Source organism: Gottfriedia acidiceleris, from assembly GCF_002128425.1.
GTDB lineage: Bacteria > Bacillota > Bacilli > Bacillales > Bacillaceae_G > Gottfriedia > Gottfriedia acidiceleris.
Genome location: NZ_NESS01000003.1, coordinates 382739 through 396622 on the forward strand (window position 1 = coordinate 382739; position 13884 = coordinate 396622).

General features: G+C 32.1%; 8 protein-coding genes. 2 read left to right on the forward strand and 6 right to left on the reverse strand.

Annotated features, from left to right (window positions below):
- Positions 1-142: 142 nt before the first annotated feature.
- On the reverse strand, positions 143-4309 hold the full coding sequence (locus B6K90_RS08355; protein ID WP_088012274.1) for a S8 family serine peptidase: 4167 nt from the start codon (positions 4307-4309) through the stop codon (positions 143-145).
- Between the two features lie 336 nt (positions 4310-4645).
- Complete coding sequence (locus B6K90_RS08360; protein WP_088012275.1) at positions 4646-5902, reverse strand: helix-turn-helix domain-containing protein; 1257 nt, start codon at positions 5900-5902, stop codon at positions 4646-4648.
- A gap of 323 nt (positions 5903-6225) precedes the next feature.
- Between B6K90_RS08360 and B6K90_RS08365 the strand changes: the two genes are divergently transcribed.
- A complete protein-coding gene (locus B6K90_RS08365; protein ID WP_088012276.1) occupies positions 6226-7128 on the forward strand; it encodes a LysR family transcriptional regulator in 903 nt (300 codons plus the stop codon).
- Between the two features lie 116 nt (positions 7129-7244).
- Here the strand turns inward: B6K90_RS08365 and B6K90_RS08370 are convergent, their stop codons facing one another.
- Entirely contained in the window at positions 7245-8285 is a 1041-nt protein-coding gene (locus B6K90_RS08370; RefSeq protein WP_088012277.1) for a DUF916 and DUF3324 domain-containing protein, read from the reverse strand.
- A gap of 130 nt (positions 8286-8415) precedes the next feature.
- Positions 8416-9129 (reverse strand): WxL domain-containing protein, encoded by a 714-nt coding sequence (locus tag B6K90_RS08375; RefSeq protein ID WP_088012278.1) that lies wholly within the window; start codon positions 9127-9129, stop codon positions 8416-8418.
- 255 nt (positions 9130-9384) lie between these two features.
- On the opposite strand from B6K90_RS08375, the gene B6K90_RS08380 reads away from it, so the two are divergent.
- A complete protein-coding gene (locus tag B6K90_RS08380; RefSeq protein ID WP_088012279.1) occupies positions 9385-10842 on the forward strand; it encodes a BglG family transcription antiterminator in 1458 nt (485 codons plus the stop codon).
- A gap of 158 nt (positions 10843-11000) precedes the next feature.
- Here the strand turns inward: B6K90_RS08380 and B6K90_RS08385 are convergent, their stop codons facing one another.
- Together B6K90_RS08385 and B6K90_RS08390 are read right to left on the reverse strand one after the other, a co-directional pair.
- A complete protein-coding gene (locus tag B6K90_RS08385; RefSeq protein ID WP_088012280.1) occupies positions 11001-11282 on the reverse strand; it encodes a DUF3892 domain-containing protein in 282 nt (93 codons plus the stop codon).
- A 495-nt stretch (positions 11283-11777) separates the two neighbouring features.
- A complete protein-coding gene (locus B6K90_RS08390; RefSeq protein WP_088012281.1) occupies positions 11778-13757 on the reverse strand; it encodes an acetoacetate--CoA ligase in 1980 nt (659 codons plus the stop codon).
- Positions 13758-13884 lie beyond the last annotated feature (127 nt).

The following is a 13884-nucleotide window of genomic DNA, read 5'->3' on the forward strand; positions in this document are numbered from 1 at the left end:
ATTTATAAGTTTTTCTCATATTCTTTAGATTTTTCCCCTCACGAATTTAATAACTTTTGATTCTTGGTACTTTATTCAATCTTTAAACACCATGAATAATAGAAAAAGAGAAGCAAAAATTCAGCTTCTCTTTTTACATTGTTTATTTTAAACCTAATTGAGTTAATACATCATCCAACGTAACGCCCTTATAAGTAGTTTTCGCTTTTGGTGCATTAGATACTGTCGGATTCTTTAATCCAAAGTTTTTAACAATGTAATCCATATCCTTTTTATCTACTACTTTATCAAAATTAAAATCTACAGTAGCTTTATTTGTACCCCAATATGTTTGTACAGCTAGTGCGTCAAGAATATCGATGACATTATCTTTGTTTACGTCCCCTGCTGCTGCAACTGATAAGTTCCAAAGTAATCTCTTCCCTACATTTCCACCACGCACTTCATCTGCTAATACAAGTTGTTTGTTCATAGTAAAATGACCAGGTACATCAACCGTAACTATGTATGGTTTTACATCCGCTTTTAGGCCGTCTGCATAATACTGACCATATTTACTAGTGATTGTAGCATTTATATTTGTTTTTCCATCATAAGAAGCAACCGATACTTTTGCACCAATTTTACTTAGATCCACTATATAATTAGGCTGACCTGTAGCATCTTTTGCTCCTTCTACTTGTACAGATCCCTCTACTCTTGAATAATCTGATTTAATTTTTATACTTTCCATATATGAATAGACATTCTTCGTCTCAACATTTGACTGATCAATTGTAGATGCAGTCATAGAATACCAATCATAAGGAACACCATATAATCCATTATTATAAATATTTTTAGGCGTTTTCAAATCGAAATCAAATAACTTTAAATCTTCAGGTAATGTCTTATCCCCTAAATAATTAAATGTAATTGTATAGTTTGTATAATAAGCGCCTGTTTGAACAGCTGATACAGAAACTTGTGCATCGCCATACTTTTTTACTGCATCATTTACAACTACATTTTCAATTGAAGCATAATCCTTAGAAACTGGTATTGTTATTTTAGTCGTTTTTAAATTTTTAACATTATTTGCTCGAACGCTAAAGTTTACTGTATCTCCTTGTGTAATACTTTGCTTATTAGCCCTTAAATAGTAATAAGGTGTATTTTGATCGACAAAAACAATTCTTAACATATTAAATGCATTTCCAATGAAGTTCCTTGCATAATCCATTCCGTAAAACTGAACTTGTAATGGTTCAGATTGTTTTTTTACTAGAATTTGATCTGTGTAATTTCCATTTTTATCAGTATTAATCGGATTAGCAGGAAATGGATTATTATAGAACGATACAACGGCATTCCCAGATTGATCAACAGGAAGTCCTAAACGACTTGCTTCCTCAGTTTCAGGATCATTTAAGTTAATGTTAAAGTCGTATAAAAATTCTCCCTTTGAATCAAATTGACTATCTTTATATTCGATAACTTTTTGGTCTAATGAATCAAAGCTAGATGTCATTTTTGGTGCGCCAAGCTCATAAATAAAGTCAGATGTCTTTGTAAACGATTTGCCTTGTTCATTAGTTCCTACCATTTTCAACTTATAATGCCCTGTTTTTGCGAATACTGGATCACTGCTAATCGGTTTCTTTGAATCACCTGTAAATGGGTAGTAAAGACCAGTAAATCCTCTTGAAACATAATATGTTTGATTTTCATTCAATAAAATCGGAGACATTGATCCTAATAATCCTAGGTCTTCACCTGTAGTAGGGTCTTGTAAAATGACATCTAATGTTTTCATATGTGATTTTAATGAAAATGAAAATGATTCGAAAGGCCATGCATTTGCCGGCCAAGCTGTATCAGTTGAAAACAATGGTTCGGCGTTTAAAGCGTCAATACCCTCAGTTACAACTCGTCCACCAAACGGAATTTGATATGTTTCAGTTGGATCCCCTGTATTTGTAAAAGTAATATATCCTTCATAAGTGCCTTTTTCAGCTGTTTTCGGAATACTTAAGTTAAACTTGATTGATTTTTGACTAATACCGTTTAATTTAACTGATGTTGGGCCAGTTAAAGTTACATTGTTCTGAACTGCGTCCTTCGATCCTTGTAATCCATTTTGGAATTTCACATCTACATTAAATGTTTTTGCTTTCTCACTACGGTTCTTCAACGTGACAGTGCGTGAATCAGCGATATCTTTATCATCAAATCCAAATGAACCGAAGCTCATTCCGCCAGTTAATTCTTGGATTGATTTTTGTTTTCCATCAATAATCGTAGGTGTTTTATCAACTACTTCTAATTCCACATTAGAGTGGATTGCTTCATAAGCATCTACTCGTCCGCTACCTTCTTCAAATACACTATAAGCCTTTGAAAGTGGATCTGCTGTATTCATTAAAATTGATTTCACATCTTCTGGTTTTAAGTCTTTATTTGATTGTAATAACAATGCTGATACTCCCGCTACATAAGGCGTTGCCATTGATGTACCAGATAAGCGCTCATAAGCGTATTTATAATCTTCTGGTTTTGATCCATCAACAGTTTTATCGTTTACATAGAATGGTACAGTTGAAAGAATTGATACTCCCGGTGCAATTACTTCTGGTTTAATATCGTAGTTTACACGTGTAGGACCTCTTGAACTAAACGATGCTAATTCATCAGAAGCAGTTTTTAACTTCGTATAATCTCCAAAAGTGAAATCTGTTTTACCAGCTTTAATTGCAGCTAAAATAGCATTACCTTCATCATTTGAAACTGAGAATGCAGGGATTGCATCAACTGATTCACCTAGGAATGCTTGGATTGCACCTTCTGCTTTATTCGTTTCATCGTTATACATTAATACACCGATTGCACCATTTGCTTTCGCATTTTTGATTTTATCAATTAATGCAATTGATCCACGCTTAATAAATGCTATCTTTCCATTTAGATCTTTTCCATTAAAGTCCCATGGATTAGCTAACCCAACATCAACAAGCTGATAAGTTTTTCCTTTTAATGATGTTAAATCATCTTTATAATTTCTTGCTAACTGTCTTAAAGTATAATTTTTGCCATCTTGTACACCTGCAAATTGATAAATATCAAGGGCAATAGATGACGCTCCTACAGTTAAAGCTAACGCTGCAGCACCTGGCGCACCTACAGTATACATTTGATCACCGCTATTTCCTGCCGCAATGACTGTAGTAACTCCACTTAATACTGCGTTGTTTACCGCAATTGAAGTCGCAAATAGTGGATCATTTAAAGTTGCACCTAAAGACATGTTAATTACATTCATACCTTCTTTTACAGCACGATCGATTCCAGCAATAATTGCATCAGCTGTTCCGCTACCGTATGGACCGAGCACACGATATGAATAAATATCTGATTCAGGTGCCGCACCAACGGTTTTATATTCACTATTCGCTTTACCGCGACCACCGATGATTCCCGCTACGTGTGTACCATGCTCAGTATAATATGCACTACCACTAATGAACTCTGGTTGGTCTGATTTTTTCCAATCTGCATACGTTGTTTCCATCGGATCATTATCATTATCGACGAAATCATATCCACCTTTATATGCATCTTTCAAATCTGGGTGGTTATAGTCAATACCCGTGTCTAAAATCCCTACTTTAATCCCTTTTCCAGTAAAGCCTTCTGCATGTAAACGATCTAAAGCATCATAAGGTGTATAGTTTCCAACATTTGCTTCATCTGCTTTTAGTTGATCGTTTTCCTTTGGAGGATCAATTGTAAATGTTTTGTTACTCCAAACGGATATAACAGCCTTTGATTTTAATAGATTTTTAATTTGGTTTGCTGGTAGACTCATTGAAACACCATTAAAGGCATTTTTATATGAACGATTAATCTTATAATCTACTTTTTTCGTTTTACCACTTTCTAATACCTGACCAACATCTTCAGCAAATGTCTCGTGATCTTGATCTACTAACTTTGCTGCTTCTGATGTAGTTAATGATTTACCTTCTACACTCGCTTCAATTTGCGCGACTTTAGCAGGTTTATTTGCAAACTCAACAATGACACTTGTTTGTTCTGAAGAATTTAAATTAATATCTGAAGAAATTTGCAGACCTGTTTGTTCATTAGTCGAAAGCTGCTCAAGAGCTGCTCTTTGCTCAGAAGATAAATTTACTAAAATATCTTCTGCTTTACTTGGACTTGCTGCTTTCGTACTGGATGTTACTTGTCCAAGCGAGCCTAGAATAAAGCTCGATGTTAAAGCTAAAACGGTAAAGCTTTTTAAAAACTTTTTCTCTGTCTTTTTCCCCATTTCTCTTCCTCCTAGTAAATTTACGACAAGGTAGATTTCTACATTGAAGTACAAAATTAGACTTTCTTTGATAAAACTCTGAACTATTTCCAAAAAAAATAAACAAACAATTTGTCTATTTATTTAACTTCATTATTGTGAATTTTCATTTCTTTATCAATCGGGTTATAGCGCGCCCTTATCACTAGGTTTATAGAACAATCTTAGCGAGTTTCGACAAACTTCTTGTCTAATGTTTATAAACATTGAGAGCAAAATTTAATATTTATGATAAATTTCAATTTCTTAGATAATAAAAAAGACTTTAGACAACGAAATCTCGTTATCTAAAGTCTTTTAATTTAACACCTGAATCATCAATTTAAAACTTTGGTCTATTTCAATCGCTTTTTCATATTCCTTTTGCTCGACATAGTGATTATATAAGATCTTCCCATATTGCTCAAAAAATGAAGTATTATTAGTTGCAATAAGCTGTGGAACGACTACTTCAGCTAAAAATTGATAAAATTGACTTTGATTTTTTTTACACTTCAATGCTAATAGTTTATAAAGATTGAAATAAATTGGGCATTGTTTTTTTGCTAATTTCGTACCTGTTTCTATTTTTTCTAAAATACTTTCCTTATTCAATAACTTTCCATCTAAACATGCTTCAGTAAAATGATATAAACGTCTTAAATATTTTACTGATGATTTATCAGTTAGTAAAAAAGCTTGTTCAAAATAACTAACTGCTTGTTCATATTTTCCTCTTTTATAAAACTCTTCTCCTAGATTATATAAAATATTTATTTTACTTTCTTGGGCACCTAATATCGAACAATTATGTATTAAATTCTTATAGTTTTCAACTAGGTCTAAAAAATCAATATCTCTTTTACTATCGAATTGCATCAGCATTAAGATTTGAGCATTCATAGCACTCACATGATTATATGTTCGATTAAAAAATTGAAGAGCTTTTTCACCATATGTAAAAGCAGAAACTTTTGCCTTTGCATGATGGTAAGCTAGAGCTAAGTGGTAGTAATATTCTTCATTATTATACTCTGCTATATTAATTTGTTTTAATAGATTCACAGAAGTTTGACAATCTTCACCTTGGGCAGTTCTAAATGTACTGATACAGTATATTCCTTTAATGTGTAGAAAAAGATTTTTTTCATAATTAGATAACGTTCGAAACTCTTTTTCTACGTACTCAATTATATGTTTTGCTTCTTTGAACATATTTTTGTGAAGATAATATCTCCCAGTTAATAGCATATAGTTTGCCGCATGTTTAGAAACCATAATAAACGGATTTTGATCTAACTCTATTTTAATTCCTTCAATTTGTGCTGTTCTTTGCATAATGATTGCCTGATTCCAATCATTTAAGTGCTTTTCAATAAGATATAAAGATTCAATTTCTTTATTTATATCAATTTCTAACTTATTAGATAATTTGTATATAATATCAGGTGATAATGTAACTTTTCCACTTTCAAACCTACTAATATACGCTTTACCACAAATTCCTTCACCTAATGTAGATTGACTAATTCCTTTTTTCTCTCGATAAAATTTGATGATTTCCCCTACTAGCATGTTAAGCCTCCCCTATATTAGGCAACGTTCAAATTGAACAAAAATGTATCATTTAATGTAAATTTTTCTAATTTTAAGAAAGCGCTTGAAAAATCGAATGTTTTGCCTCAACATTAGAACGTATTATTTTTCAATTAAATAGTCACGGGTTGAAAAATAAGAATAATACTATTAGTTAATCCCAATTCTATAATTGCAAAATGGTTAAGTAAATTTACATTTTTTAAATATAACTTCACGATTTGTAATATAAAACTTGAAATAAAAAAACTATATTAAAAAAGTTTTATTTCTTGTATGAAAGTATAAAGGTGGTCAATTTAATGCATTTAGAAAAACTAGAGATTTTAGTAGAAGTCGCTAAAACAGGTTCGATTTCGATTGCTGCAGAAAATCTTCATATAAGTCAATCCGGTATAAGTCAAGCGATCACTAAAATAGAAGAAGAGCTAGGAATAAAAATCTTCACTCGCTCTAGATTAGGCGCTAGCTTAACAGTAGACGGGATAAAAATAGTAGAAAAATCACAAGAAATCCTCTTAAAATATACAGAAATAAAAGAAATAGCACAGAAAAGTAAAGATACCCAGATCAGTGAACTTAGCGTTTCAATGGTACCTGCATTTGTTAATTACTTATTAACACCGTTAGTGGAATTTAAAAGTCAACATTCAAATTTGCATATAGACATTTTAGAAAACACTACCGAGCGTACAATTGAAATCGTTAAAAAAAATCAAATAGATATAGGAGTCATCTGTCTTTATGAAGGCATTAAGAAAGAATTAGAAGAGTTTCATTACGAAGAATTAGTAGATGGAAAGATGAAAGTATATGCAAAAAAAGATTCTCCTTTTGCTATTTCGAAAAAAATAACACCTGAAGAAATACTTCAGCAAAAATTCGTCCTATATAATGGTGACTATATAAAATGGTTTACAAATAACTTCCAACATAACATAGGAAAATTAGATATTTTATTTTCTTCCAACCATCTTGAAGAGTTATTACGAGCAATTTTAAATGGCAGTGCTATAACTTGGGGACCAAATTTTTCTATAAAAAATCATCCATTTTTATTGAATGGCGAAATCGTTGAAATTGATATCGTAAATTACGAACCTATAGACTCAAAACTTGGAGTCATCACTTCAAAAAAGAAAATTTTATCAAAGGTTGAAAAACAATTTATCAATTTCTTGAGAACTGAAATCACTTCATATTAATAAAAAAGGCAGCATTTCACAATGAAGAAATGAGCCTTTTTTGTTTTACCAATATACTATTTACTTAAAGATTAATATCTTTAGGCAACCGATTAATAATATACAATCTTTCAAAATCATTCAATATTATTCGAAGGTGTCTTTTCCTTCTTTCGTTTTTTGAAGAAAATTAAACCAATGATTCCTACTAAAAGTAATAATCCACCTCCGATATAAATCCAATAATGATTGTTCTTTATTTCAACTGCTTTAGTATTCAATTCTTTTGCTTCTTTTCCAATCGTAAACACTTCATCCCATTCCCAGACTTGAGTTCCGATGATCGCTTTCATTTTTAATCGGTAAGTTCCAGGTTCGATTGGATTATTATTTAAATCGATTGCGTAATCAAAATTTGAATTAGGTGCCATGCTCATCTCAGTTTTTTTCGAACTATATAAAACTTTATTGGAACCTTTTTTAAAGATTTGCGCATCTATACTCATATCCTTCGCAATTGAGGATTCCTTATTTTGGATTGTCGCGGCAATTGCAGTACGATAATTTACTAATTTAGGCTTAATGTCTAGTAAATGTAGATCCGGCTCGACTTCCTTAGTGTTTTCCGATAATTTTATTCCAACCACATATGCGTATTCATTTTTGATATTAATGCTCTCATTTTTAGTACTTTTTTCAGTTTCATCGATTTTTTTCTTAAAGTGGGCTGCTCCTAAAATAACCCCATTATATTCAACTTTCGGCATTGTAATCGAAAAAGATACTACCTTTGATTTACCTGCTGGAATAACAACTTCTTTTTGAGGTTCTTTTACTAAGCTAGTTAATGGATACTTTAAAGATTTATCTGCATCTTTACTATTCGTTTCAGAGTAATCAATCAGTCCATTATCATTAGTCGTTGCAAAAGTAATATTCCCTTGGATTGTTTCTTCTTTTTTACTATTATTAAAGATCTCAATTTTAAGGTCCTGTTTTTGTCCTGGAGACATTTTTAAATCAAAATAAGATTTCAGATGATCAATTTGATTTGTTGGAATGATTGCTTTTACAGAAAAATCGATATTATTCTCTGCTTTTACAGATAGAGGGACGAACGATAGAGTTAACAGAATAGCAGAAAAAATTAGCAATAATTTTTGACGTTTAAGATCCATTTTTATATTCCCCCTTCATAATAGAGTCTTTATAGCATCTTCACTATAAGTCATTTAGTAAACTTTCAACTTATTCGGTTCAAAATAATATAAAGTCCTATCTATTAATTGTTATTTTTTAAATTAACTACTATAAACCCGGAGCATCCGTTAATGTCCACGTAATAGTTGCCTCATGATTACCAATCGTTGCTGAACCTGCCGGAATAGTTAATGTAACATTATCGTTAAGAGCCCCATCATTTACTTCTGGATTTGGTCCAAGCCATCGAGTTACCCATGTACCAAAACCTTTACCTTGTGATGCGGAAACAACTGGTGATGCTGTACTTCCGTCTGTATTTAAAGCGATTGTTTCAGTTGCTACCGGAGAGCCACTAGCGGTTAAAGATATAACAGAACCATTTTTAAATGTAATGATTGCACCAGGAAGTGAATCCACCAATCCATTTGTAAATTTACTTGCTTTAGCAGTTACAGACCACCCTTCCCCAGTACCACGGCGATCCGAGACTTGAATAAATGGCTTTTTAGATTTAGCTGAATAGACTTCTGTTTTATTTGAAATCTCATTTACTCCGAAATCAACGGATGAAACATAATCTAATGTTAATGAACCAGCATTTCCAGTTGGTGGATCTGTTGGATCAGTAGGACCTGATGGTTCTAATGGTTCAATTGGATTTGTAGGATCAACAGGTGTAACTGGACCTGTTCCAGCGACAAATGTTATAGATGATTTTGAATTCCCTACAGAAGATATTTCCGCAAAAGTTGAGTTAGCAGCTCCAACTAATGATGACATCCCGATTAAACTAACAAGTGCGACTTTTGTAAATTTCATTTCACTTTACTCCTTATAAATTATTTTTTGTTTCAACGATGTCATTATATCTTTGTAGTAAAGTGATTCCCATGATGTTTTTTACCTTTGATTTAGGTAAAAATACTACACTGTCTTCAAAAAATATTCACATTTATCACAAAAAGTCGCATTAAATAGTGCTTTTAAAAATAAGAAATTAACTTTTACTGAATTAAGCCGGAACATTAGAAGAAATAATAGTAATAAAATGGACAAAACTTATGGAGATTTTGAATGGATAAATCAACTAAGCGGAAATTACAAATAATAGATATTTTAAGTAAACAAGATAAGTGGTTTAAAACAGAAGAATTAGCAAGTGAGTTATTATGTACTGAAAAAACAATTCGAAATGATTTGCAGGCCATTAATACACACCTACCTAAAGGATGGCAAATTGAAACAATCAAAGGAAAAGGAATTTATATTAATAAACCAATTTCTTCATCTATAAATCAAATTCGTTCACTGTACGTAAAAAATTCATTGAAATTTCAAGCTATTATGCTGATACAATTTAAACAAATTAAAAGTATATCAGAATTAGCAAACGCGCTTTTTACACAACAACCTGCTGTCTATTCAATTCTTGATCGAGTTGAGGAATTATTGGTGGCCTACCATTTAACTTTAAAACGTGGCCCGCTCGAAATCGTAGGAAGAGAATTTGAAATTCGCCTATTGTGTGGTGATATCCTAGATGCTTTGTGCGCTTATTCAGATGATCAAGAATGGCCACTTGAAGCATTCTCATTTCGAGATATTAAAAAAATTGTACTAGACACCACTGAAAAGTTTAAATTATTCCTATATCCTTCTACAACCAATAAGTACGTCTATTTACTTGGAACGATGTTATATAGAATCGATAAAAAAATGCAACTTGAATTAACTGAGCAATCGATAAAAAAAATTGTAGAATCAAAATATTATAAAATTGCTAATGAAATTTGTAATCAATTAGAACATCAATATAAACATCATATTTCTATGAATGAACGAATTGCGTTTTCATTATTAATATCAACACTTCCATATTATAGTTTTGACAACATGGAAAAAAACGAATTTCTTTATTTATATAAAAATCAAAAAACAAGGTATTTTAAGGAACTCTTTCACTTAGTTAAACTATTGAAGGAAAAAACAGATATATCGTTAGATGAAGACGAGGAGTTTCTTTACACATTACATGACCAATTCCAAAGATACTCTTTCATTTTATACTCAATCGATAAAAAAGAGCCATCCTATTCAATGGATCGCTATGTTAAAAACGAGTATTCAGACCTATATAAAAAGGTATCAAAAGCCTTACAAACCTGGACAAAAAAATATTCATATCCTGAAATTACTAGAGATAAAATTGCAAAAGTTGCATTAAATGTTCAAGCTTCTAAAATTAATTTCTCATCTTCAAAGAAAAGAGTCTTATTATTAACAAGCAATGGTCCAGGAGTTCATCGTTATATTGAAACGAAATTGATTACTGCTTTTGGTCATAAAATTGAATTTATTCTTCCTAAATTAGGTGACTTTGAATCAACAATTATAAATGAACTAAACATTGAATTTATTATTTCTGATTTCTTGCTTGAAGGGGAAATCATTCATCCAGTTATTACAATTGACCCTGTTCTTACGCAAAGAGATATTGATCAAATTTCAAATTTCTTAAGTAACACGACATAAAAAAGTAAGGCAAAATAAGCCTTACTTTTTGTATTTTGACTATCTATTTTCCAAATGTTGTTTAATAAACTGTGCGATCTCAGCGTTCGCTTGCTTACTAATACTCGAAGCCTTGTCCATTAGAAAGGTGTACGGCGAAAACCCGTACACCCTTCTTGTTAAAAAGTAGGTAAATTACTTAAATTATTCGTAGGATCACCGTCAGGATATGAGCGAAGTGTTTTATGTGGATTATCTCCACGAGTTAGACCTGTGTTAACATCTTCAATTTGTTCAAGTTCTGCCATTGCAATAGCTTGCTCAATCCCAACTATTTCACCATTTTGAAATTTTACATCTGTAATATCACCATCGCCATTCTTTCGTACTGCGACGATATGTAATTTATTTGGATCATCATGATGTTCAGGATTTCCTATACCACGATTTTGAAACGACATACCAACATACCTCCATTTATTTGACACAAAAATAGTATGGCGGGATGAAAATATGTTTATTCTTCCAAATTCTTACAAGACTAATCTTAATAACATTGCTAAATGTTTCACAAATTATACACAGACAAATTTACACAAAAATTATACGATAGTTATGTAAATTTTATGTAATCATTAATCCAAACACTTTCGAAAGAAGGATATAATTTTTTACCCCTTTAAATAAATGCTGACATAACTCATACTTAAAGGGGTATTGTTTTAAAGAGGTAACTATGTTTTTTGATACATTCTTTAGTGAATCATTTATTTATACAAATGGCATAATAGAATTTATAACGCTTAATATAGACGCCATTTATTCGCCTACTAAGCCATCACCATCTCGATCATCCATATATGCTGAAAGTTAGTTGAATAAGAAGATCAACAATCTACTTTAACAGAGCCTAAAAAAACGATTTCTCATAATGAAGATAACGTTCTAGACCGATTTCAACTTTTTTCATTTAAAACTTGTGCCAACCCGGTAAAAAACTTTAATGATTCTGGATTAGCCATCGAACCTTGGTTGACTACTTTTTCTGGTGAAAAACCTAATAATATTTTACGTATTGGAACTTCTAATTTTTTTCCGCTCAATGTTTTTGGAATTTGGCCAACTTCATAAATTTCATTAGGAACAAACCGTGGTGAAACCTTCTGCTTAATTTCTGCTTTTATTTTTTCTTTTAATCCATTCGTCAGTACAATCCCATGTTTGAGTACAACAAATAATGGCATAAATGACTGACGGCCAAGGAGTTCTAAATCAATCACTAAACCCTCCATTACTTCATCAAGTGATTCAACAACTCGATAGATTTCACTTGTTCCTAGACGGACCCCATGTCGATTAATTGTTGAATCTGAACGTCCATAAATAACACAGCTACCTTTTTCATCAATTTTAATCCAATCTCCATGTCTCCAAATACCTGGATAAACTTCAAAATAACTTTCAAGATATCGTTCATTGGTCGTATCTCCCCAGAAATAAAGTGGCATTGATGGCATAGGAGAAGTAATCACTAGTTCCCCCACCTCATTAATTACTGAATTTCCCTCATCATCAAATGATTGTACATGAGCTCCTAATGAACGAGCTTGAATCTCTCCAGCATAAACAGGAAGAATCGGTGAACCTCCAACAAATGCTGTACAAACATCAGTTCCTCCACTAGTTGAAACAAGCCAGATGTCATCTCTTATATTTTCATATACCCAAGAAAATCCTTCCACTGATAGTGGGGATCCAGTTGAACAAATGGACTTTAATTTAGAAAAACTATGTCTATTTTTTAGCTTTATTGCGTGCTTCTCACACACGCTTAAGAATCCTGCACTTGTACCAAAGAATGTTACACCTACTTCTTCTGCAAGGTCCCATAATACGTGTAAACTAGGATAAGAAGGGCTTCCATCAAACAATAATATCGTACTGCCAGATAACAAGCCTCCAACTAATTGATTCCACATCATCCAGCCAGTAGTAGTAAACCAAAAAATTACATCATCCTGATTTATTCCTTGTTCAACTACTAATGTCTTAAGTTGTTCAACTAAAATCCCACCTTGACTTTGTACAATTGGTTTAGGCAAACCTGTTGTCCCCGAAGAAAATAAGATCCAGAGTGGATGATCAAAAGGAACACTTTCAAAAGTAAGTTCACTGCTTCCCACTAATAATTCATTCCAAAAAATTGTTTCGTTTTCCATTTTGTATTCATCAAAATTCACATATGGCACTAAAATTGTCTTCTTTAATGTAGGTAATTCAGACTGTAGCTCTTCAACGCTTGATAACCTATTTTGAACTTTTCCATTATAAGAATAACCATCCACCGCAAATAAAATAGTCGGTTCGATTTGTTTAAATCGGTCTATTACACTACTCGTTCCAAAATCTGGTGAACAGCTTGACCAAATTGCTCCGATGCTTGCACATGCTAAGAAGGCAATGATCGTTTCAGGGATATTAGGCATATATGCTACAACTCGATCCCCAGGTTGAACACCTAATTCTCTTAAAGAATTTGCGACCAAGCCTGTCTTTTCCTTAAGCTCTTTCCAGCTTATTTCTGTTTTTGGAGTAATTTCTGATTGAAAAATTATTGCAGATTGTTCTCCATTATCATTTCGAAATACATGTTCTGCATAATTAATTTTAGAGCCGGTAAACCATTTTGCGCCTGGCATTTTTCGTTCTTCAAGAACTTGATCGTATGGTGCATGTGAAATTACATTACAATATTTCCAAACGCTTTCCCAAAAGGACTCTAATTCAGTGACAGACCATTCCCATAACTCACTTTGTGTATTGAAAATTAGATTTTTTTCATTTTCAAGCCAGTTCATAAAATGGCTAACTCCAGCATTTTCAATTTGCTGCCTAGTTGGTTCCCATAATAAAGCACCTTCAGTAACCGCTTTCATTATTACTCCTCCTAAATTAGCAATCTATTTATTTTAACTAAATAGTAAATGTAAATAGATCAAACTTTTTGATGAAAACTACTATAATCTTTCCATTATGTATTGGTTTATCTTTTTTTCTAAAAAT

Excerpts from the sequence above, each read along its gene's own strand:
- B6K90_RS08360 (WP_088012275.1), bottom strand. The coding sequence starts at position 5,902 with ATGCTAGTAGGGGAAATCATCAAATTTTATCGAGAGAAAAAAGGAATT.
- B6K90_RS08385 (WP_088012280.1), bottom strand. The coding sequence starts at position 11,282 with ATGTCGTTTCAAAATCGTGGTATAGGAAATCCTGAACATCATGATGAT.
- B6K90_RS08355 (WP_088012274.1), bottom strand. The coding sequence starts at position 4,309 with ATGGGGAAAAAGACAGAGAAAAAGTTTTTAAAAAGCTTTACCGTTTTA.
- B6K90_RS08380 (WP_088012279.1), top strand. The coding sequence starts at position 9,385 with ATGGATAAATCAACTAAGCGGAAATTACAAATAATAGATATTTTAAGT.
- B6K90_RS08365 (WP_088012276.1), top strand. The coding sequence starts at position 6,226 with ATGCATTTAGAAAAACTAGAGATTTTAGTAGAAGTCGCTAAAACAGGT.
- B6K90_RS08370 (WP_088012277.1), bottom strand. The coding sequence starts at position 8,285 with ATGGATCTTAAACGTCAAAAATTATTGCTAATTTTTTCTGCTATTCTG.
- B6K90_RS08375 (WP_088012278.1), bottom strand. The coding sequence starts at position 9,129 with ATGAAATTTACAAAAGTCGCACTTGTTAGTTTAATCGGGATGTCATCA.
- B6K90_RS08390 (WP_088012281.1), bottom strand. The coding sequence starts at position 13,757 with ATGAAAGCGGTTACTGAAGGTGCTTTATTATGGGAACCAACTAGGCAG.